This window comes from Cecembia rubra, from assembly GCF_003014575.1.
Taxonomy (GTDB): domain Bacteria; phylum Bacteroidota; class Bacteroidia; order Cytophagales; family Cyclobacteriaceae; genus Cecembia_A; species Cecembia_A rubra.
Genome location: NZ_PYGF01000001.1, coordinates 741,401 through 764,710 on the forward strand (window position 1 = coordinate 741,401; position 23,310 = coordinate 764,710).

11 protein-coding genes and 1 tRNA gene are annotated in these 23,310 nt (G+C 38.1%); 5 read left to right on the forward strand and 7 right to left on the reverse strand.

The features are described from left to right. Window positions 1-61 precede the first annotated feature (61 nt). Window positions 62-1,486, forward strand: a complete 1,425-nt coding sequence (locus CLV48_RS03080; RefSeq protein WP_106565741.1) for a tagaturonate reductase — start codon at window positions 62-64, stop codon at window positions 1,484-1,486. Window positions 1,487-1,601: 115 nt separating this feature from the next. On the opposite strand, the gene CLV48_RS03085 is transcribed toward CLV48_RS03080, so the two are convergent. Both CLV48_RS03085 and CLV48_RS03090 read right to left on the reverse strand, forming a co-directional pair. After that, complete coding sequence (locus tag CLV48_RS03085; protein ID WP_106566116.1) at window positions 1,602-4,826, reverse strand: S41 family peptidase; 3,225 nt, start codon at window positions 4,824-4,826, stop codon at window positions 1,602-1,604. A 487-nt stretch (window positions 4,827-5,313) separates the two neighbouring features. Continuing rightward, window positions 5,314-5,387, reverse strand: a tRNA-Ile gene (locus CLV48_RS03090). Between the two features lie 153 nt (window positions 5,388-5,540). On the opposite strand from CLV48_RS03090, the gene CLV48_RS03095 reads away from it, so the two are divergent. Both CLV48_RS03095 and CLV48_RS03100 read left to right on the forward strand, forming a co-directional pair. Next, window positions 5,541-6,170 carry an HAD family hydrolase gene (locus CLV48_RS03095; protein WP_106565742.1) on the forward strand — a complete coding sequence of 210 codons (630 nt, stop codon included), beginning with the start codon at window positions 5,541-5,543 and terminating at the stop codon, window positions 6,168-6,170. A gap of 15 nt (window positions 6,171-6,185) precedes the next feature. Beyond that, complete coding sequence (locus CLV48_RS03100; RefSeq protein WP_106565743.1) at window positions 6,186-7,301, forward strand: site-2 protease family protein; 1,116 nt, start codon at window positions 6,186-6,188, stop codon at window positions 7,299-7,301. Between the two features lie 52 nt (window positions 7,302-7,353). On the opposite strand, the gene CLV48_RS03105 is transcribed toward CLV48_RS03100, so the two are convergent. Together CLV48_RS03105 and CLV48_RS03110 are read right to left on the reverse strand one after the other, a co-directional pair. Beyond that, window positions 7,354-8,550, reverse strand: coding sequence for an esterase (locus CLV48_RS03105; protein WP_106565744.1), 1,197 nt, complete (start codon window positions 8,548-8,550; stop codon window positions 7,354-7,356). A 98-nt stretch (window positions 8,551-8,648) separates the two neighbouring features. Beyond that, complete coding sequence (locus tag CLV48_RS03110; RefSeq protein ID WP_106566117.1) at window positions 8,649-11,966, reverse strand: VCBS repeat-containing protein; 3,318 nt, start codon at window positions 11,964-11,966, stop codon at window positions 8,649-8,651. 182 nt (window positions 11,967-12,148) lie between these two features. On the opposite strand from CLV48_RS03110, the gene CLV48_RS03115 reads away from it, so the two are divergent. Next, window positions 12,149-13,669: an outer membrane protein assembly factor BamB family protein gene (locus tag CLV48_RS03115; RefSeq protein WP_106565745.1), complete on the forward strand. Its 1,521-nt coding sequence runs from the start codon at window positions 12,149-12,151 to the stop codon at window positions 13,667-13,669. 47 nt (window positions 13,670-13,716) lie between these two features. On the opposite strand, the gene CLV48_RS03120 is transcribed toward CLV48_RS03115, so the two are convergent. After that, window positions 13,717-15,321, reverse strand: coding sequence for a SusD/RagB family nutrient-binding outer membrane lipoprotein (locus tag CLV48_RS03120; protein ID WP_106565746.1), 1,605 nt, complete (start codon window positions 15,319-15,321; stop codon window positions 13,717-13,719). Window positions 15,322-15,338: 17 nt separating this feature from the next. Continuing rightward, window positions 15,339-18,566, reverse strand: coding sequence for a SusC/RagA family TonB-linked outer membrane protein (locus CLV48_RS03125; protein ID WP_106565747.1), 3,228 nt, complete (start codon window positions 18,564-18,566; stop codon window positions 15,339-15,341). Window positions 18,567-19,377: 811 nt separating this feature from the next. Here CLV48_RS03125 and CLV48_RS03130 point away from each other — a divergent pair. Further along, window positions 19,378-21,801 carry an ABC transporter permease gene (locus CLV48_RS03130; RefSeq protein ID WP_106565748.1) on the forward strand — a complete coding sequence of 808 codons (2,424 nt, stop codon included), beginning with the start codon at window positions 19,378-19,380 and terminating at the stop codon, window positions 21,799-21,801. Window positions 21,802-21,959: 158 nt separating this feature from the next. Here CLV48_RS03130 and CLV48_RS03135 read toward each other — a convergent pair whose 3' ends face one another. After that, entirely contained in the window at window positions 21,960-23,309 is a 1,350-nt protein-coding gene (locus CLV48_RS03135; RefSeq protein WP_106566118.1) for a TolC family protein, read from the reverse strand. Window position 23,310: the final 1 nt, after the last annotated feature.

Below are 23,310 nucleotides of genomic sequence, written 5' to 3' on the forward strand. Positions count from 1 at the left end.
AAAATTTAATAGCTTAAAATAAAACCACAAGCTCCAAACCTTTACATATAAACCATTGAATATGAACACATTGAATAAAAAATCTCTGAATTTCCCCAGTCGGCCTATTAAAATCATTCAATTTGGGGGAGGAAACTTTCTAAGGGGTTTTGTGGATTGGATGGTTGATTTGATGAATGAGAAAACAGACTTTTGCGGAAACATACAGATAGTCAAACCACTTTCCCAAGGGTCAGTAGAAAAATTTAATTCTCAGGATGGCTTATTTCATGTATTGATTCAAGGGCTGGAGAATGGAAAGATCATACAAAACACCAGGTTAATAAGCTGTGTCGAGGGACTGATAAATCCATACATGAATTATGATGGTTTTCTGGCATTGTCTGAAAATCCAAATCTTCAGTTTGTCATTTCAAACACTACGGAAGTTGGAATTACATTTGATCCAAATGATTCTTTTCAGGAAAATGCATGTCCAATATCTTTCCCAGGTAAATTGACTGCATTTCTATTTCACCGATTCAGATTTTTTAATGAAAATACCTACAAAGGCCTGAACATCCTACCATGTGAGCTGATTGAAAAAAACGGAGATCAGCTTAGGAATTGTGTATTGCAATACGCAGAATATTGGAATTTGCCAATGAACTTTGTTTTATGGATAAAAGAGTCATGCAACTTCTACAATACCCTGGTAGATAGAATTGTACCAGGCTATCCTAAGGATAATATCCGGGAAATTCATGAAAAGCTGGGATTTGAAGATCAATTCATGGTGACTGCAGAGCCTTACCATCTCTGGGTAATAGAAGGACCTGAGGGACTCGAAAACGTCTTTCCTGCTTCTCAAGCCGGGCTTCAAGTGAAATTTGTAAAAGATTTAAGTCCATATAGAACTCAAAAAGTAAGAATTCTAAACGGTTCCCATACTGCTATGGCTCCTATGGCCTACATTTTGGGATTAAAAACTGTTAGAGAAGCTGTTGATGACAAAGATTTTGGTAAAATTGTAAAGTCAATGATTTTTGATGAAATCATACCAAGCATTGACCTTCCACAAGAAGAATTGAAGAGGTTTGCATCTGATGTGCTGGACAGGTTTAGTAATCCATTTATCCACCATGAACTGATTTCTATTTCCCTAAATTCAATTTCAAAATTTAGGGTTCGTGTACTGCCCAGTATTTTTGAGTTTCAACATAAAAATGGCTTTTGGCCCCATTACCTAACTCGGTCCTTAGCGGCTTTGATTTTATTTTATTCGGGCAGAATAAATGGGGAAAATATACCCCTGAAAGACGAGGCCTATGTTTTAGAATTTTTTGAAATGGTCTGGCAGGAAGCTGATTTGGAAAAAATCATTAAATATTCGCTTCAAAATGAAGCATTTTGGGGGATAGACTTGAGTCAATTTTCAGGTTTTGCGGAACTGGTTTTGATTGAATTACAACAATTAATAGGTTTAAACAAAAGCAAAACAATTTGAAGTTAATATTCATTTCAATTTGGAAAAGTGATTCAGGGACTTAAACAGCACAAAAAACCTCTAGAAGCTGGTTGCAGCCCTAGAGGTTTTGAAGTTAATTAAAATCACTTATGAGTTATTTCACATCTTTCAATAACTCCTCTACAGCTTTTTCCAATTGTTGGTCAATGCCTTTATCAATTTTTCCAGGCATGTTTTTCACTTGGAACTGAGGTTTGGTTTCATTGTTTTCCATCCATTCACCTGCCTTATTCTTGGCTGAAATTGGTACAATACCCCATCTTCCTCCATCTGGCAACATTTCCCAACCAGCAAATGAACAGGTCCCTGGAGTTGGCATACCCACGGTCTTACCAATATTCAGGTCTGTGTAACCACATGCAAAGCAATGTCCATCGGAGTAATTTGCCTCGTTGAACATGGCCAAAGTAGGTTTGGTCCATCTGAAAGTAGGCTCATATCCTACTTCCCTATCTTCGGTAGCATATGTGATAAATCTCTCTCCGGTGAAGAACATGGCCAGGTCTGCAACAAGGTCACCTCCACCATTGAAACGAGTATCCACAATTACGCCTTTGCGGTCATGATATTTACCCATCATTTCTTCATAGGTAGTCCTGTAAGGACCATCAGCCATGCCTGGGATATGAACATATCCCAAAGTTCCGTTACTCAATTTGTCAACTTCTTCCTGGTTCTTTTTCACCCATCTCTTATAAAGCAATTGATTTTCCTGTGCCAAAGTAATCGGCTTTACTGTAATTTGTTGACGAGTATTTGTTTTGGGATCGAATACTTCCAATAAAGTAAACTTATCCGATTTTCTATTAAGATACTGCGCTACATCTTTATCTAGCTCAATGGTTTCCCCATCAATTTTTTCGATAATCATGCCAGCCTGAATTTTAAAACCGGCTTTATCCAAAGGTCCATCTTTCAATATTTCTGCAATTTTTATACCTGCTGATTTATGGCTGTAATCCATAAAAATTCCCAAAGAAGAAGTGGCATCTGCTTGAGGTATATTTCTGCTGAATCTAGCTCCTGCATGCGAAACGTTCAATTCCCCTATCAATTCGGAAACCATTTCTGCAAATTCATAGCTATTGCCAATGTATGGGAGGTATTTCTCATATTGGTCTGCCAATTCATCCCAGTCGACTCCATGAAAATCTGAAGTATAAAAAGCACCTTTGGTTCTAATTCGGATATGTTCAAACATATGGGCCCTCTCGGCATCCACATCCACAGTCATTTCACCTGCAATTTTGATGGCTTCCCTTTTGCTGCCATTGTTGGTGATTTTGGCTATAGTACCGTCAGATAATAGATAAAGATTCTTCATTTCATTATCCCACTCCAATCTACCAAAACCGGCATCAAGTTTCAGCTCCATTTTGGTTTCTTTGGTCCTAAGATCAGTACTCCAAAGATTCATTCCTTTTTCGAACCTTGCCAAATAATAGAGCTTCTCGCCATCTTTGTCAATTACAGCATCTCCCAAGGAAGAAGAATGAATGGTCAGTTTGGTTTTTCTTTCCTTTAAATCATCCCAATCTATGATCAATTCCTCAACTTTTTTGTCATCCTTCTTCTCATCTTTCTTTTCTTGTCCGTTTTTGGCAGCTTTTTCCACCTCCTTCAATAAATCAAAGTCCTCCTTGCTCAACCGGAACTTATCAAATCCTTCTTTGGTGAAAAACATGGCAAAAACATCATTTTGAGAACCTCCGCTTGTTGCAAAACCCTTAAGCCCATCCCTGTTACTGAACCAGATCATTTGTTTTCCACCATTTACCCATTTTGGTCTGGAATCCCCATAACCGCTTTGGGTAAGATTTTCTATTGGCCTTTTTCCAGAAGCATCCAACAATACCACCTCACCATTTGCCATGGTTGGCCTAAATTCCGCTAAAAGCCATTTGCTGTCAGGGCTCCAAGTGAAGTACTTGTCACCATCTTGCATATGGAAGACTTCATCAGGAGTCATTAAAGTCACTGTGGATTTGTTAGAAAGATCCATTACTTTTAGGGTTTTTCTGGCTTCCACATAGGCCAATTTTTTACCATCAGGTGACAATTGTGGCAAGTAATTGTCATGTTCATTGCTTATCAGTACTTCTTCTTTCAATAAGGTACTGGCAAAGAAGAAAGGCTCTTCTTTTTCTCTTACTTTTTTGGTCTGGAAAATCTGCCACTTGCCATTGCGTTCTGAAGCATAGACAATGGATTTACCATCAGGGGCAAATTGTACAAAACGCTCTTGTTGTGGTGTATTTGTTATTCTTTTGGTCATTGCACCATCCACAGAAGTAACAAAAACCTCTCCCCTGGCAATAAATGCTATTTCTTTTCCATCAGGTGAAATAGACATTTCCCTTACACCTCCATTGATACTTATATAACTATCTGAATTTGAAACTGGCTGGGTCTTGATGGTTACTTCAATTTTCATTGGATCCCCACCTTCTTTAAAAGTGTACAGCTCTCCATCATAAGAAAAACTCATCAAACCATTTTCTGAAATAGTCAAAAACCTAATAGGAAAATCTTTAAGGTTTGTTAAGGCTTGCCTTTGGGCTGAATTATCCAGGTTGGTTTTAAAAACATTGAAACTACCATTCTCTTCGCTTAGGTAATAGATATCACTTCCATTGGGCGCAAATACAGGGTTTCTGTCTTCTCCAGCAAAAGTAGTAATCATTTTATGGGTATTGCTGGAAGCATCAAATAACCAGATATCTCGGGTGATGGCAGATTGATGACGCTTTCTCCATTCATTTTCCCCTCCCTTTTTATCGTGGTAAACCATCCGTTTACCATCCTTGCTTACCTGAACATACTCAGCAGGAATTGTCCAAACCTGGTCTACCCTGCCCCCAATTACCGGAACTTGATATAGCTCCGGTTGGGAACCTGTAGGATATTGTCTATGTTCGGCCAAGTCCTGTCTAACACCCCCAAAAATTATGGATTTGTTATCAGCAGAAAAGCTATAGGGAGTTTCATCATTGGAATGGTAAGTCAACCTATTAGCTATGCCACCATCAGCATCCATGACAAAAACATCAAAATTGCCATAGCGATCTGATGCAAATGCAATTTGTTTACCATCTTTGCTCCATACAGGCATAAAGTCATGGGCTTCATGGAAAGTCAATTGGACTGCTCTTCCTCCTGTACTTGCCACTTTATACAAATCGCCTTTGTAGGTAAACACAATCTGTGAGCCATCGGGTGAAATGGCCGGATACCTTAGCCATTTTGGAGCCACTTCAGCCATAGAAAATCCTGAAATGGTCAATAACGCTAAGAACAAACAAATCTTTCTTAATCTCATCATTCTTTTGGGATTTTAAACCTCTAAAATATCAAAAAAACAAACCGTTCTTCAATTAAATTGATAATGGGAAGCTAATTGCTTCGATTGGCGGAATCATGATATGGATTATTTGCGAAATTTAGACTTAGATAAAGCTCCAAAGGTAAACCAATGTTGTTTCCCGAATTCCGCCGATAAAGATCTATACGAATACACTTTTCTTATCCTTAATGCGCTCTGCGGTACTTATGTGCTGTTTTAAGACAAAAAATATTAAGTACACGAAGTCATTAATGATATTTTTCTTCCCTCTTCAAAAATTAAAAATTACATGCCCTTTGACGGATCTCGAGTAAAAATGAATTGAAAACGCTGATTTTAAAGTCCTTTTAGATTAAACAATCCGGCAGTTTGTCAGCCAAATCTAGTCACGGAATAGACTCCATAGACACGCTAAGAGATTTTCAACAAAAAAGCCGCTTAGAATTTCTAAGCGGCTTGGGGGTGGGCCCACCTGGGCTCGAACCAGGGACCCCCTGATTATGAGTCAGATGCTCTAACCGGCTGAGCTATAGGCCCAAAGTCAGTTGTTGGTTGGAATACCTAACCAACTGATTCCCAAAAAGCTGTTGGGAACACTGCCTATTTGACAAGATTAAATTTTGAATAGCCATCTTGCAAATGGGACTGCAATGTTACATATTTGGAATTAAATAAGCAACCCGAAAATCCATGAGAATTCCCAAAAATATTGATTTTTTTATATTCGATTTAGGCAATGTAATTATCGATATTGATTATGATTTCAGTATCAATGAGTTGAAAAAAATATTACCAGAGAACAAACACGAGCTTTCTGGAAAGTTTTTTACATCTAAATATCATAAAGACTATGAAAAAGGGTTAATTAGTTCGGAAGAGTTCAGGAATGAAATTAGAAATCTGTATCAAGAAGATTGGACCGATGTCCAAATCGATCATGTTTGGAACAGCCTGTTAAAAAATGTCCCACAGGAACGTATTGATCTTTTGAAAAAGCTGAAATCGGATTATGGGACAGCTATTTTGAGCAATACCAATGCGATCCACATCCAAAAATTTGACGAAATACTAGTAGAACTTACCACTGAAAAAACGATCTTTGATCTTTGCCATGAGATTTTTCTAAGCCATGAAATGGGCTTAGCAAAACCAGATGTGGCGATTTATGAGGAAGTATTGGGAAAAATCAAGGTGCCTGCCAAAAACGTTTTGTTTTTCGATGATCTTACCGCCAATTTGGAAGGTGCTGAAAAGGTGGGAATTCAAACCCACCAGATTACCCATCCCATGGGATTAATGGAATTTTTTGATCTGTATTAATATTTAAAAACCAAAATGTATACACCCAAGCAATATTTTATCCATTCATTACTATTGTTATTGACCATCCTTACAACCACATTAGCAGGTGGCGAATGGCTTTTTGGAAAATCTATCCTCGTAAGCGGAGAGCATGCCCTCACTTGGGAATATTTTATAAAATCCTTGCACTTCTCCATCCCCTTTTTAGGGATTCTTTTTATTCATGAAATGGGGCATTTACTTACCTCCATTAGGCACAAAGTAAGGTCCTCCCTACCCTACTTTATACCGGGCTGGCTAGGATTCTTAGGCGCTCCTTCTATAGGCACCTTTGGGGCCATTATCCATATGAAAGGTTTTATAAATAGCCGAAGGAAATTTTTTGACATCGGAGTAGCGGGACCACTGGCAGGTTTTGCAGTAGCAATACTCGTGCTGTGGTATGGTTTTACCCATCTCCCAGAATCGGATTACATCTACAAAATACATCCGGAATATCTTGATCCGGATTTCAAAGGCCATCAGGAGGAGGAAGGATATATAACGTTAAGACTTGGTTATAATCTACTCTTTTATTTAATGGAACAAGGCCTGGCAGATCCGGAAAAAATGCCAAACATGTATGAGGTCATTCACTTTCCCTATCTGTTTGCAGGATATCTAGCATTGTTTTTTACAGCCTTGAACCTGCTGCCCATTGGCCAGTTAGATGGAGGACATGTGATTTTCGGGTTGTTTCCCAAATATCACAAGACCATTTCCCTTGTATTTTTTACTGCATTTGTTTTTTATGCAGGTTTGGGCATAATCAATCCTTTCCATGATATCAACAGGTTGTTTTTATCAATACCCTTGTATATTGGATTCTTGTATATCATTTATCGAAAAGCAAATATCTCCAGTGAGACCCGTTGGTCTATCATTCTTTTGATAGCTGCTGCACAATATTCCCTTTTGTACATATGGCCCAATTTGGAAGGTTATACAGGTTGGCTTTTGTTTGCCTTTTTATTGGGAAGAGTAATGGGCTTAGAACATCCGGAAGTCAGTGGCACGAAAGAAATGAACAGGATCAGAAAAGTTTTAGGCTGGCTTGCCATAGTGATTTTCTTATTTTGTTTCACTCCACAACCTTTTATTTTTGATTAAAAAAGAAATCCTGCCTTAAAAAGCAGGATTTTAGAAATTTTATTTTTTATGGTTATTGGAATAGTTTAGGCACAAATTCACTCAAATAAACCCTCCAATTTCTCCAGGTATGGCCTCCCTCACTTTCTACATATTGGTATTTCATACCAATATCATCCAGCATTTTCCTATAGGCTACATTGGCATCATAAAGAAAGTCTGTTTTACCAATTGCGATCCAGTACAACTTATAACCATTGTCCTTCTGGACTTTTAATGTGCCTTCAATATCACTGTAAACTTTGGAAGTGGCATCTTCCCGTGGCATAATTGCAGCAGAATAAAGTCCTACATAATCAAATGTATTTTGGTAAAACCTTGAAATATGCATGGTATGAAAACCGCCCATGGAAAGACCGGCGATGCCACGGCTAGCTTTATCTGCCTTCACCCTGTAATTGCTTTCGACAAATTTGATGATATCCATAAAATTGGCCTCATACGTTCCGTCCATGGTTTTGGGAACCATAAACTGAGGTTTGTAATACCCCATACTTCCTTCTCCTGGAGCTGCATCTTGGATTACGTTTCCATTGGGCATTACCACAATCATGGGTTTTGCTTTTCCTTGATCAATTAAATTGTCCATAATCTGTGCTGTTCTTCCTAAGGATATCCAAGCTTCTTCATCTCCCCCTGCTCCGTGAAGCAGATAAAGAACAGGATATTTCTCTGTGTTATTTTCATAACCCGGAGGGGTGTAAACAGTAATCCTTCTGTCCATACCCAGACCAGGTGAATCATACCAGCGACGGGTCACGGAACCATGGGGAATATCGTTTGTTTTGTACAATTCTGCATGGCCACCTCCGATGATAAAGATATTCGTAACAGAAGCCACATCTCTGATCAAAAATGGATTGTTAGGATCAATGGTGGTAAATCCATCAATGATAAAGGAATAATTATAAAGCTCTGGACCCAGCGATTGACTCTTAAATTCCCATACGCCATTATTCCCTTTTACTAAATCAGTTTTACCGGGACCATCCATTTGACCCATAGGGGTTTCGATTTTTACCGTAGGTAAGAAATCTCCTGTTATTTGGACAGATTGGGCATTAGGGGCTAACAATCGGAATGTAACTGAATTGTCCTGATGGATTTCCGGGCTGATGATCTGTTGGGCTCTGAATAATGCTTCTTGGGCCTGAGCACCGATCACTGTGACTATCGTCAATAGAAAAGAAAGCAAGTAGGTTTTTATCATAGAAAGGTAATTAAAGTGTCAATATGTAAAAATAACACAATGAATACTAACAAACAATAGACCCTTTAGAATTTATGACAAATCCTTTCTCTTATCATTTACTTCTTTTCATTCAACAAATAAGTCTCGATTGGTCGGTTATTTAAACCTACAACAAGGAATGTCCTACTTCCAGATTGGATCATTTTCATGGACTTGACATCACCATAGATACTCAATCCTGATTTTTTTTGTGTTATATATTGAAAATTACCATTTCCATCCCCTTTGAACAGCTGGCCAAAATTGGCATCTATTACCCCTATCCGCAGTCTACTGGAATTTTCATTTCCACCTAAAACAAGGTCCAAGTGACCATCTTTATCAAAATCATGTACAAGAATACTGCGTATTGGAGCAAATTGTGCTTGGCTAGGCAGTGGTCTTGGAATGAATCTCCCATTTTTATTTTCCAAATATACTGACCTCAATTCGGCAGCCTCTAACACTTCAGCTTTTTTCAATTGATCCGCATTTAGAATTTCTTCCAATTGGGCATCAGCATAGGAAGCATAATTGTTGAATTTACTTCGGAGGCTGTACATCTGATCCAAAAGTTCATCCCGGCTGGCAAAAGGGTAAGGTTTTCCCTGAATAAAATAAGTTAAAATGGGATCCACTGAGCCGTTATTATCAAAGTCACCGAAATATAGTCTGATAGGTTCACGTTGATTCGCTTTTAATTGGGAATTTGATCCAAAATTTCCTAAAACAAAGTCAACATCCCCATCCCCGTCGAAATCGGCCATGGCAAGTGAAGACCAAAGCCCTGTCAATGGTTTATCAAAATATGAATCTGTGGCATCAATAAATTTCTCCCCCCCCTCATTTAAGAATATTTTTACCGGCATAAACTCACCTACTACAATCAAATCAGGAAAACTATCAGCGTTAAGGTCTACCCAGGCTGCATCTGTTACCATTCCCATATATTCCATATTGGTCCCAATCTCCCCAATGACATCTCTAAATTTGCCGTTTCCATCATTGAGCAATAATTGAGACTTTGGACTTTTAGGATAATTACCAGGAACGACCCTTCCTCCAACAAATACATCTGGGTGACCGTCTCCATTAAAATCAGCAACTCTGGCGCAGGAACTGCTAGAGAAAACCGGCGGCAATGCATCCATGTCTTTTTTGAAGTTTCCGCCTCCTTGATTGATATAAATCCTATCACTTAGGCGGGGGTCATTTGCTTTGTAATCATGGTATCCACCACTTGCAATAAATAAGTCTGGTCTTCCGTCTCCATTAGCATCAAAGAATACTGCATCAGCATCTGTAAAATCTTTATCAGCCGACAAGTCTAAACCTTGGGACTGAATAAACTGTCCATTGGAAACCTGAAAAAATAATTTTCCGGGAGAGCCAAAAGACCCTCCTATAAATAAGTCAGTTAGTTTATTGTTAATAACATCTGTGGAGGCCATGACAGGTCCACAAGTTGAAATCATATTGGTCAACAATGGTTGCCTTTTAAAGTCATTGAAACCATATTCAACATGGGTATAGGTAATTTGGGGTTTTATTCGGATAAAAATTTCATCTTCTTCAGATGGATCAGTAAAATTCATACGGGCCGCCTGCTTCTGGTCCAATACCAAAACTTGGTTTGCAGCTACATTTTTCTTCTTTTCTTCCCTTCCATCCGGCCAAATTATTGAAAGGGAATCAACAATTTGTGATTTTCCCAATCCGAAATGAACCTTATGGCTCATAGAAGACTGAAATCCCCTAGTTGGTTGTTGCTCAAAAAATTGCATGTTCTTTCCGGTAAAAACAAAAATCTTAGCACCATAGCCAAAGGTATTTTTCCCATCCCCTTTTAATTCAATTTGCAAGAAATTACTTTCAGTTTGGTTTTGGTTGATATTTTTAAAAATTGATGCTGTAGCATCAAGGTTATTGACCACTAGATCAATTTTTCCATCATTATTCAGATCTGCATATGCGGCACCGTTTGAAAAATTGGGTTTGCTGAATCCCCATTCATTGCTTTTGTCTGAAAAAGTCAGGTCGCCGTTGTTTTTGAAAATATAGTTGTGTACTGGTGTAGATGACATACTGGTGACCAGGAAAAGGGTATCTGCTGGCTGTCTTTCCCTAGCCTTATTAAAGTAATAATCACCTTTGAACTTCAAAAAATCCCTATTGGTATAATCTCTGTAGTAGCCATTACTGACAAAGAGGTCCTTCCATCCATCATTATCAAAATCCACAAAAAAAGAAGCCCAGCTCCAATCGGTATTTGACACTCCTGCAAATTGACCGACTTCACTGAAAGATCCGTTACCGTTATTGAGATGCAGCATATTCCTCATGTTTTGGTGATAGAAACCTTTCATGATCATCAGGGCATATTGCTCATAATTTTCTGGTCCATATAATAGCTTTTGTCTTCGGTTATCCTCAGGCAACATATCTAAAGTGAAAATATCCGGTAGTCCATCATTATTAAAATCACTGATATCAGAACCCATAGAGAAATAGGAAATATGTTCCAGGTATTGTGCAAGTGATTCGGTAAAAGTTCCATCTCCATTATTGATATAAAGGTAATCGGGTTCTATATAGTCATTGGAAATATAAATATCAGGGTAACCATTTCCAGTGATATCAGCAACAGCAACACCAAGACCAAAGCCCATTGAATTTCCAATTATCCCTGCCTCTTTGCTTACATTTGTAAATTTTCCATTGTCATTGCGATAAAGTTTATCTCCAGCAAGTGGATTTCTGTCATTCCTTGCAGCATCAAATTCAATTTCGTTAATGACGTTGGTATTATGATTGAGCAAGTACATGTCAAGGTCCCCATCTAAGTCATAGTCAAAAAACAAAGCCTGAATACTGTTGGAATGGTCATCAAGACCATATAGAGCAGCCTCTTCTTTGAAAGTTCCGTCTTTTTGGTTTATAAAAAGTTGGTTCTTCATGGATTCAAGATTACCCCTTCCTGAGTAGCAAACATAAATATCCAGCCAGCCATCTCCATTTACATCTGCCATAGTTACGCCTGTGGTCCATGAATCCTTACCTGCTACTCCTGCCTGCTTGGTGATATCTTTAAACTTAAAATCACCTTGATTAAGATATAGTTTATTAGGAACCATATTGCCTGTAAAATAAATATCCTCCAAACCATCATTATTGATATCACCTATCGCTACACCTCCACCATTATAAAAATATTCATAGCGGAGAACATTGTTGTTTCTGTCTTCTATCAATTTATTTTGAAATTTAATCCCAGACTTATTGGCTGGAACCAATTCAAAAATTGCAGCTTGCCGGGAAATAGACGAAGATCCTAAAAACCCCAAAGATGAAATCAAAATCATGGACAGTATTAACAGGGAATTATTCAACTTCATGGAAATTATATCTCGTTTTATAAACCTCTTTTGGTATAAATGTAATCCTAGAAGATAAATTAACCAATAAAAAGAATCCCTATTTGGTGATTTGATCATTGATTACTATTTTCTTTTTTATTTTGAACAATTCACAGTTTGAAATTTTTTAACTTTCATTATTATACGAAAAAATTATCCATATGCAGAATTACAATCTGGCTTGGAACAAATCATTTTTCACACTTTCAATTGCATTGGGTGCATATTTGTTTTCTTGTCAATCCAAAAATTCCAGTGAGGTCATCTGGAAAATTGATATTCCAGTAATCGGTTCACAATCCTCACCTAGAGCAGTAGATCTTAATCGGGATGGAATATTGGATATGGTAATTGGGGCAGGAAAAAATGAATTCCAATATAGTGATTTAGGAATTCTCGCATTGGATGGGCGTGATGGAAAAATTCTTTGGAGTCATGAATCAGAAGATCAAGTATACGGTGCTGCGACCTTCCTTGATATCAATATTGATGGAATAGATGATGTGGTGATTGGTGGAAGAGGACCTCATCTAAGGGCTATTGATGGAAGTAATGGAAGTTTATTATGGAAATATGATTTCCAATTTGAAAACCATCCTATCCTTCAGTATGCAAGATATAATTTCAATACCTGTGCTTTGATTCCAGATCTAACTGGAGATGGAATCCAGGAAATTTTGGCAGTCAATGGCGGCAATGCTGTAGCAGAACCTTACGAAAATGTAGACCGGTACCCTGGGGTTATGATGGTAATAAATCCCGTAAATGGTGAGATTATTGTTGCAGATACTATGCCTGATGGAAAGGAATCATATATGTCTCCATTATATTTTGAAAACCATTTAAACAACACCAATTATATTCTTTTCGGTACAGGAGGCGAAACTATAAGTGGCAATCTGTATCTGGGCACTTTGGAAGATTTATTGGAGCAGCAACTTTCCCGTTCCAAGATTATTGCCATGGAAGAAGGCCATGGCTTCATTTCAACACCAGTGCTGGCAGATATCAACAAGGATGGCATTTTGGATATTGTTGCTATCTCGCATGCCTCTACGGCATTGGCCATTGATGGCAACACAAAAAAGGTGATCTGGAGAAACACCGTCCCCGAAACGGAATGTAGTAATAGTTTTTCAGTTGGATATTTCAACAAAGATGACATACCGGATTTTTTCACATTTGTCAGTAAAGGAGTATGGCCTGAAAATTCTGGTTCAATTCAAGTATTGTTCGATGGGCTTACCGGGGAGATCTTGTACAAAGAGAGCATGGGATGTTCTGGATTTTCTTCTCCCGTAGTATATGATCTCAATAAAGATGGAGTAGACGAAGCCATTATCAGCATCAATGAGTTTGACTGTAATAGAAAAATGGATGACCGATCATTTTTTTCAATTGAAAATAAATTGATTGCCATTGATTTCAAGAATGACCGTATTTGGCCGATAGACCAGACCAAGGGAATGAAAAATATATTCTCTACGCCTTGGATTGGGGATTTAGACGCTGATGGATTCTTGGATATTGTACACTGCCAATACTTTTCCCACTCCGATATTCTATCATTCCTTGGAATGCGGATTAAAAGAATAGATACTCCTATTAAAATAAAGCAACCTGTAATTTGGGGTGCTTACCTTGGAAGTCATTATGATGGAGTATATAAAAGAAAAAAATAAGGCCCGTAATTTCCCGGGCCTTATTTATTGAATTACAAAAAGAAGAATCAATTTCCTCCGTCCCACCAAACCTTAGTGGTAAAAATATCGGGTAATGTAGCACCAGATTGGAAATTGGCATTGGTAGCTGCTTCGGCAGCTGGATACCTCAATCTCCTCATAATTTGACCATTGGTCACATTTCCTGGGAAATTGGTAGGTGTAAGTACAGGGAAACCCGTCCTTCTCCAATCAGACCAAGCTTCCCACCAATTTAAGAATTTACTGGCCCATAACTGTTCTCCGATCATTTGAAGTGCAGGTTTACCCACTCCAAATGGATGACGGTTCAAATATGCCGTCACCTGTGCATCTGTTATGACCAAAGTATTATCATATTGAACATACATTTGCATGGCTGCTTTTACACCTGCATCATAGTGTGATTTTGCAGTTCCAGTGATACCAGATCCTATACTTCTCTGCAAAGCTTCTGCAAGAAGGAATTCAGATTCAGCATAGTTCATCAATTGATAAGGTGAATCTCTTTTCAGTAATCTGAAGTTAATTCTTGAGAACGTAGCTTCCTGATTGACAGGCCTTCCAAAAAGGGCATCCAGTCCAGCTGCATCATATCCATTTGGCATTCCTACCTGTTCCAAGGGATTGGTATTGGTAGGAGTCCATGCTACTGCACTCCAATTGGCAATACCACCACTTATTACCATAAGTCTTGGATCAACTTCATCAGCTGCAGTGGCTCCTGCTTTGAGCCAATCGATTAAAGTTTTGCTCATAAAGCTTGGTTGCCCGCCATCACCAGGGAAAAATGCTCTGGAAATTCCATTTTGATTGACCCAAAGACTAGGTCCTTCAGTCATGGGAACATAGGCATTATCTGAGTTGCTTTGCATTACACCACCGGCAGCAGCCTTGGTCACATATTCATTTGCAAGGGATGGAGCCACATTGGACACCCTCATTGCTAACCTGAGCATCAGGGAATATCCAAATCTTCTCCATTTAGCAATATCACCGTTGAAAATGATATCAGCCCTGGAAAATCCTTCATCAGGGTTGGAAGGACTTAAAGCTGCTGTAGCCTCTTCCAGTTCTTTCAATAAATGAGGATAGATTTCAGATTGTTTGTCATATTTAGGGAAATAAACCCCATCCATTCCCTGTAATGCCTCAAAATATGGAATGTTTCCATAGAAATCAGTCAATCTGTGGAAATTCAATACCCTGAGAATTCTGGCAGCATTTCTCATATTTACTTTCTTCCCTTCATCATAGCCACCTGGTCCGGTTTGACGAAGAACTTCAGAAATGTTTTTGAGTGCATCACCATACCAGAATTCGAATGGAGCATTATTGGACTCAAAATTTTCTATGTATTTGTCTCCAGGAGCTATTCCCCCACCGGCATTGGCCAAATGTTGAATAAGGTAAGCAGTCATTCCGATATTAGTTCTCCAATCAATATATCGGTTATCTCCAGCAGAACCACCTGAAGCGGATCCAAGCTGTGCTGCTGTAAAGATGAAATTCAAGTCTACCTGATTTACTGCCTGAGGATTAATATTAAGGTCATGCAAGGAATCAGTATCGCAGCCAATCAAGGGCAAGGAAAAGATCAGCAGATAAGTGATAATTCTATTTATGATTTTCATAGACATGTCATTTAAAATTAGAATGAAGCATTCAAGTTAAATCCAAAAGTCCTGGTTTGGGGCATCCCAAAGTAATCCAAGCCTTGTCCATTTCCTGAAGAGTATGCAGATTCAGGATCAATGTTTTCAACATTCTTCCAGAGAATAGCAAGATTTCGGCCTACAAAAGATAATGATAAGGAATTGAATGGTGACCTTTCAAGTATCTTTCGTGGGAAACTATAACCGAATGTCAGTTGTCTCAACTTGGCAAAAGATCCATCATAAATAAAATGGTCCTGTACCCTATTTCCCATTTGCTGCCAATAATTATAGGCTTCCCCAGGAGTTAATGTTTTGCTAATCGGCTCATAAATAGGATTTCCACCGCTATCGGTTCCTCTTTGGACTACACCATTGATCGTAATAGGTGCTTCCCCTTCTCTTCCCTGCAAACTTTGTTTATGTAAGCCCCACTGTGTCAATCTAAGATTGGTTCCCGAATACAAATCCCCTCCAATTCTAAAATCTATCAGGAAGGAAAGGTTGAATCCTTTATATGTAAAGCTGTTATTAAAACCTCCGGTCCAGTCTGGAATACCATTTCCAATAACCTCCATCTGATCAGATTGGACAGGTGCGCCATTTGGTTCGAAAACAAGTTGACCATTTGGAGCTCGTTTTTGAACCCATCCGGCAATTACACCAAACGGATATCCTGTTCTATGTTGGACAAAGACAGTTCTGGTTCTTGGCTCTTCAACATTAAGTATGTCATTACCTTCAATCAATGAGATCACCTTATTTCTATTCCGCGCCAAGTTGAGTGAAACATCCCAGTTAAATGCACCCCTTTTAAGTGGGGTTCCTGTGATCAATGCTTCAATACCCCTGTTCTGCATTTCGCCCAAATTGACCAAAGTAGAGCCAAAGCCTGATGCTCTTGAAACCTGTGCATTCAATTGGTCATTGGTACTTTTTTGAGCATAATAGGTTAAATCAAGGCCCAATCTATTTTGAAAGAACCTGACATCAAATCCAACCTCTGTCTCGGTTGAAAGCAGTGGTTTCAGAAAACGGTTTGGAATTGTTCCTGCATTGCCTTGAGCAGTTGCAAATGTAGCCATAGGTACTTGTTGCCCCTGTGCATTAAAGGCAGGTGCGCCAATTAAAGAGTAAACATTTGCAATTTGATAAGGACCTACTGTAGAGTTTCCAACTTCTGCCCAGGAAGCCCTGATTTTTCCAAAGCTTAGCCAATTAGGAAGTGACTTAAATGCATCAGTAAATACAAAACTAGCTCCCACCGAAGGATAAGTAATATTATTATTTTCAGGATCCAAAACACTGAACCAATCTGTTCTTGCGGTTGCTGTCAAGAATATAAAATTTTTGTAACTGAATTCTCCAGATGCAAAAACAGAATTGATTCCCCATTCAGAAAAGCCATATCCAAAGTTTCTGGTAACCGTATTATTGATTGCATGGAAGAAAGGTACATTAAACCTTTGGCCATAAGCTTCTATGGTTTCATCCTTTCTCCTCATTCTGTTTCCTCCCACAAAGACGTTGACTCCATAGTTTCCAAAAGTCCTATTATAACCCATGATAGCTTCCAAATTCAATTCACTCACGTTTCTGGAATTCTCACTCATTTCACCACCCCTATTATATCCTGTTCCCTGTGGAGTTAGGTTGGATCCTCTTCTGTTGAACCAGTCCAAACCTGCCCTACCTGATATATATAAATGATCCGTGATATCATACCTTAAAGAACCAGAAGTCATTATCCTATTTCTGATATCATTAACTGACAATTGATAAGTAGAAAAATATGGGTTTTGCCCCCAAGGATTATTGACCATAAGGTATTCTTCTCCTACACTAAATCCCCAAGTATTTAACAAAGCGGGATCTGTATTGGGAGTAATGGTTCCTAACCTATCTGGATTTCCTCTTCCCCACTCCACATTGACATTTGGTGGTAGAGCAAATATAGACTGAAAGGCATTTCCGGGTGAATCAGAAAGTCTTGGCCTATTTTTAGTGCTTTCATTGGAATACATCACTTTGCTATCAAAGCTGATTTTTTTACCAAATCTCCCATTTGAAGCCAAAGAAACGTTGATTCTGTCGAATCCGGCATTAGGTATTACTGAAGTACTTCTCAAATCGGTTACATTGAACCTGAAATTTTGATTCTCTCCTCCACCTGTCAATGCTATAGAATTGGTAAAGGCATGTCCGGTTTCATAAAACCTGCTCCAATTATCCCCTGCATAAACATAGGGCCTTTCTACCCCATCAAAATGCATGGAAGTGCCACTTCCTAATCTTTCACCCCATGCCTGTGTTCCCCAATCATATCCTTGCCGTACAGTAGTTGGCCTTACTGATTGTCCTGTCGCTAAATTACCTTGGAACCTTCCTGAGCCAAATGTAGTCTGAAGGTCAGTTTGGTTATTGATGCGCTCTGCAACATAGTTGGTATTGAACTCAACTCCTATTCCCTTTCTTGATTTTCCCCTTTTGGTGGTGATCAGGATAACACCATTTGCTGCTCTTGCTCCGTAAAGGGCGGCAGCACTGGCACCTTTTAAGACAGACATGGACTCTATGTCATCAGGGTTAATACTGGTCATACCATCACCTTGATCAGTACCTCCCCATACACCAGCTTGACCAAAGTTAGTGTTGTCAATAGGAATACCGTCCACTACATACAAGGGTTGGTTGTTGCCCATCAATGAAGTATTTCCTCTAATGATGACTCTGGAAGAACCTGCTGGACCTGATGCCACATTGGTTACATTGACACCTGCCACCCTACCTGCCAATTGATTGGCAATGTTGTTTTCCCTGGCTTGAACAAATTCCTCACCGCTAACCTTAGTCATTGAATACTGAAGCGCTTTGACATTTCTTTCAATTCCCAAGGCCGTTACGACTATTTCCCCCAGTTCGGAAGCATCTTCCGAAAGGGCAACATTCAGAATCGACCTGTTCCCAATCACAATTTCCTGTGGAGCAAAACCAATGTAAGAAAATATCAAGACAGTCTGGGGCCCACTGACGTTTATGGAATAATTCCCATCAATATCAGAAGCCACACCAATTGAGGTTCCTTTAACGATTACAGAAACTCCTGGGAGTGAACTGCCGTCTACAGCGCTGGTGACTTTCCCGGTGACCGTTTGGCTCATAGCACTAGCAGTAATTCCCAACAACAAAACCAAACCAATAAGTAATGATTTTACATTTTTCATGGATTTAAATTTGATTTAATTTTTTTTAAGATTTTTTGTTACTAAAACCAAAAGCTGGTTACCAAACACAACTCACAACTAAGCAATAAAATAGAATATTCTTTTAGCTATAGATATATTTTCAAAATATTAGCCTAGTAATCAAATAATAGAAACTTTGACATCGCTTAGTTACTTATGAAATTTAAAATTTTATTTTTTATTAAAAAAAAATTTGGTCAACAAAAATTTAAACTATTTAATATTTTGTTCTTATGAAAAAAAAAGATCAAAATTCTGATTTTTAAATTAAATGCTTTTTTAAGTATTTTTTTTTAAACAAAATGGATCCAATTATAGTTATTGCACTTTTTTAAGTAAAAAATTGCCAAATACATTTTGATTGGAGATTATAAGCTTTCTGAAAATTGAAAAATAAAAAAAGATAAGGCCCCGATCATATATAAAAATTTTTCCTTTCAGATTCATAATAAGAAAAAAAATTTAAATAATCCCAAAATCGGACAATTGTGAATCAAAATGAACAAATAGAAAAAACCAAATCGTTAAAGGGAATGAAATAACCTCAATATTCTCATTGGCAAGGTTTTTTAAAGAGACTAAGGAAAAGTAATATTTCCACGACTGTTACCAACTCTCAGTTGAATAATAAAATCTCCTATTGTTTAAAATAGGAGACTGAAATAAAGACATTAATCTGGATTATTGGGAAAACTGGAATATTCATTGAGCAACTGGAACAATCATAACTACTTAGTAATTGATTTTAAAATATTTGTTATGCCGCTAACCTTAAATAAATTCCTTTGGTATGTATAAAAGTTATGTAGAAATGGCATGGAGAAACCTTCTGCGTGACAAAGGCTATTCATTGATTAACATTGGAGGGCTTTGCCTTGGAATGACAGTAGCTATGTTGATTGGATTATGGGTCCATGATGAACTATCCTTCAACAAATCTCATGAAAATTATGAGAAGATTGCCATTTTCTGGGGAGGAGGCATCAATCCTGATTCTAAAGAAATTGAAGGAATGGTCTTTGTAGAATATCCTGTAGGTGATGTACTAAGAAATAATTATCCCCATTACTTCAAGCATGTATCAAAGGCATTCAGGACAGGTGAATGCACCCTTTCAAATGGGTCCGATTTTTTCAAGGCAAGGGGTCTCTTTGTGGAGGAAGATTTCCTTAGTATATTTTCCCTTAAATTGAACAATGGATCTCAAAAAGAATTTTATGATCCTAATGCTGTTTTCATTTCTGCTTCGGCCGCTAAATCAATATTTAGAGAAGAAGACCCCATCAACAAAATAATTAGACTGGAAAATTTCCTGGATCTGTCAGTTAAAGGAGTTTATGAAGATGTTCCAGACAACAGTAGCTTAAGGGAGTTTGATCTATTCTTACCTTGGTCCTTGTTACCTACTTACAAACCAGGGATAAATGATTTTGAAAATAATTGGACCAGGCAATTTGTCAATGTATATGTCCAACTACAGTCCAATACTACTATCGAAGAGGCAAATTCAGCCATATATGACTTGTATTCCCAAAATATCCCAAAGGATTATTATGCCGCAATAGAACAAAACAAACCATTCTCTCAGCTAATTCCAATGGAATTCTGGCATTTGTATTCAGAATTCAAAAACGGGAAACCTGCCGGGGGACGAATAACTTATGTGTGGCTTTTTGGAATAGTTGGATTTTTAATTTTACTGGTGGCTTGCTTCAATTTTATCAACCTAAGCACTGCACGGTCAGAAAAAAGAGCAAAGGAAGTAGGAATCCGCAAAACTATGGGTTCAAATAGAGTTCAACTGATTATTCAATTTCTGAGCGAATCTTTTATCGCTGTCCTAATTTCCTTTATTGGGGCATTATTTCTATTGGTTTTGACTATTGATTTTTTTAATGAATTGGCTGATAAGTCGATTATTATACCCTTCAAAAATCAAGCCTTCTGGATAATTTCCATTTTATTTATTCTTCTAACGGGATTATTGGCGGGGCTTTATCCTGCAATTTATTTATCCTCTTTCAAACCGGTAACAGTCCTCAAAGGATCGGTTCGAACAGGTCGGTTTGCAGCATTACCTAGAAAAGTATTGGTTATTGCCCAATTCTCCGTTGCTGTAATTTTGGTATTGGGAACAATAATGATCCATAAGCAAATAGAGTTTGCCAAAAATAGACCTGTAGGATATGACTTGCAAAGTTTGATTTCCTTGGACTTGAGCAACCCAAGGTTTAAGGAAAAAGTAAATGTTATCAAAGCAGAACTTATTCAATCTGGTACCATAATCGACGTGGCCACTTCCTCTAGCCGACTTACAGGAATAAATGCTTTTGGTGGAGGTTTTGACTGGCAGGGCAAAGACCCTTCCAGAAATATGGAAGTTATTTTTTCAAATATCTCTCCTGAGTTTGGTAAAACCTTGGGATGGAAGTTAATATCAGGCAGGGATTTTTCTGAAGACCTGACTTCTGATGAACATGACGTAATTATCATCAATCAAGCTGCTGCCAAACAAATGGGATTAGAAAATCCTATAGGGACTGAACTTATTCATAACGATGAATATGGAAATCCAATCTGGTCAAAAACTATCATTGGGGTCGTACAAGACATTGTCGTTGAATCTCCTTATCAATCAGTTAAACCAACTATTTACTACTTCAATGAAAAAGCTTCCAATGTTTTGCATTTTAAATTAAAACCTGAACTGAGCTATCATGAAGCCTTATCAATAATTGAAACCACACTCCAAAAGATTGTACCTTTGACGGTATATGATTTCATTTTTGTAGATGAGGAGTTCAGTAAAAAATTTAAGCAAGAAGTCTTACTTGGCAAGCTATCAGGAGTTTTTGCAGGGATGGCAGTCTTTATTTCAAGCCTAGGCCTATTTGGCTTATCTTCATTTGTTGCGGAGCAACGCAAAAAAGAGATAGGAATTAGGAAAGTGATGGGGGCCAGCGCTACCAATATTTGGAGTATGTTGTCGCGGGAGTTTATCCTTTTGGTCCTCTATGCTTGTATATTTGCGGTGCCACCTGGCTACATTTTGGTTAACCGGTGGCTCCAAAGATTCGACTACCACATTGAAATTTCACTACAATTGATAATCTTAACCTGCTTAATTGCTGTATTAACTACCCTGTTGACTGTAAGTTATCAATCAGTGAAAGCAGCATGGATGAATCCTACTAGGAGTTTGAGAAATGAATAATTTCCGAAATGAAAGGTATCCAAAAATTCAAAATGTTAAATTCTGGTATTTGCTAGCTAAAGATTTGGTTTAGACACCTCAATAACAGAAAACATCTTTGATTCAAAAGATCAATTTCATTTTCCAAACAAGTAAAACTGCTTATTTTATTAGTACCCTTACAGGCTTTCATTTGATATTTGAACTTCCAATACGCCCAAGGCATATCTTAAAATCACCTCTTGAAAAAAGAGGGAAAATTGGGCTTGTGCATAATCAGATTGAGCTGTAAATAGTTGTTGATTAGCTTGGGCCAAGTCAACAAAATTACTTACACCCAGTCGGAATCTTTCGGAAATAGCCAATTGTGCTTCTTTGGCAGCTGCCAATTGAACCTGTGTAGCTTCTTCTCTTTTGATTGCTGCCTTAAAATTCTCATAAGCTAATTTGACCTCTTGATTGATTCTTCTTTCCAGTGCTGTTTTATCTAATTGCTGGTTATAAAACTCCATTTTAGACCTAGTGACAAAGGCCCTGTTTTCAAAATTATTGAAAATCGGGACTGTCAGGCTGAAACCAAATGACCGCTGGGGAAAAATGGTGAAAAATTGATTGCTGAAAGTCCTTTCATCCAAAGTTGTAAAGAAGGTATTATAATTAAAAAAAGCATTCAATTGTGGCATGTAAGAGGCCTTCGCCGCTGCCAGCATTTTCTTGTTGGCATTTTCAAGTTGCTGAATCTGCCGCAAGTCCTTTCTTTCTGAAGAAGCAGTTAAATAAAGCTCCTCCAATGGCAAATTTAACCATTCACTTTCTTTACGTTCCAAATCAATGCTTTCAGGTTTTGGTAACACATTAGGGCCCAATTGAAGAATTTCTGCCAATGTCCATAAGTCTGTTTCCCATTGGATTTTGGCATTCAGGGCTACTACCTCGAGCCTTGCAACCTCAGATTTTTGATTATACAGATCAGACAATGTCCTCAAACCAGCTTCTACAAATCCATCAATCTGCTCTAATTGCCGTTTTTGGTTCTCAAGATTTTCCATTGAAATCTTGTAGAGTTCTTCATCCAATAATACTTGCAGATACTGCTGTGCAATATTGAACATCACTTCCTGCTTGGCCCTTTCAATCCCATTTTTTCCGGCATCCTCAAAACTCTTTCCAGCTTGCGTATTGTTAGTCCTTCTTAATCCATTGAAAATAGGCATATTGGCATTTATTCTTCCTGTAATGATATTGTTTACCTGATTGGTAACGATAAGCTCACCTTCTACCTGCTGGAATTGCTGGCCTATTTGCCTAAATGCATCATTAGCTAGGTTAAACCTTGGAAGATGGTTGAATTGTGCATTCAACCTTTCCATTCTTAAGACTTCTTGCTGGTTGAGCAGCTTTTGGTAATCAATATTCTGGGAAAGTCCAATTTTTACCGCCTCTTGAAAAGAAAGGGGTATTGTATCTTGAGCAATCAATCTCCATACCGATCCAACTAAAAACACCAGTGTAAATGTAAATTTTTTCATA

Excerpts from the sequence above, each read along its gene's own strand:
- CLV48_RS03125 (WP_106565747.1), bottom strand. The coding sequence starts at position 18,566 with ATGAAAAATGTAAAATCATTACTTATTGGTTTGGTTTTGTTGTTGGGA.
- CLV48_RS03130 (WP_106565748.1), top strand. The coding sequence starts at position 19,378 with ATGTATAAAAGTTATGTAGAAATGGCATGGAGAAACCTTCTGCGTGAC.
- CLV48_RS03120 (WP_106565746.1), bottom strand. The coding sequence starts at position 15,321 with ATGAAAATCATAAATAGAATTATCACTTATCTGCTGATCTTTTCCTTG.
- CLV48_RS03105 (WP_106565744.1), bottom strand. The coding sequence starts at position 8,550 with ATGATAAAAACCTACTTGCTTTCTTTTCTATTGACGATAGTCACAGTG.
- CLV48_RS03095 (WP_106565742.1), top strand. The coding sequence starts at position 5,541 with ATGAGAATTCCCAAAAATATTGATTTTTTTATATTCGATTTAGGCAAT.
- CLV48_RS03080 (WP_106565741.1), top strand. The coding sequence starts at position 62 with ATGAACACATTGAATAAAAAATCTCTGAATTTCCCCAGTCGGCCTATT.
- CLV48_RS03115 (WP_106565745.1), top strand. The coding sequence starts at position 12,149 with ATGCAGAATTACAATCTGGCTTGGAACAAATCATTTTTCACACTTTCA.
- CLV48_RS03110 (WP_106566117.1), bottom strand. The coding sequence starts at position 11,966 with ATGAAGTTGAATAATTCCCTGTTAATACTGTCCATGATTTTGATTTCA.
- CLV48_RS03085 (WP_106566116.1), bottom strand. The coding sequence starts at position 4,826 with ATGAGATTAAGAAAGATTTGTTTGTTCTTAGCGTTATTGACCATTTCA.
- CLV48_RS03100 (WP_106565743.1), top strand. The coding sequence starts at position 6,186 with ATGTATACACCCAAGCAATATTTTATCCATTCATTACTATTGTTATTG.
- CLV48_RS03135 (WP_106566118.1), bottom strand. The coding sequence starts at position 23,309 with ATGAAAAAATTTACATTTACACTGGTGTTTTTAGTTGGATCGGTATGG.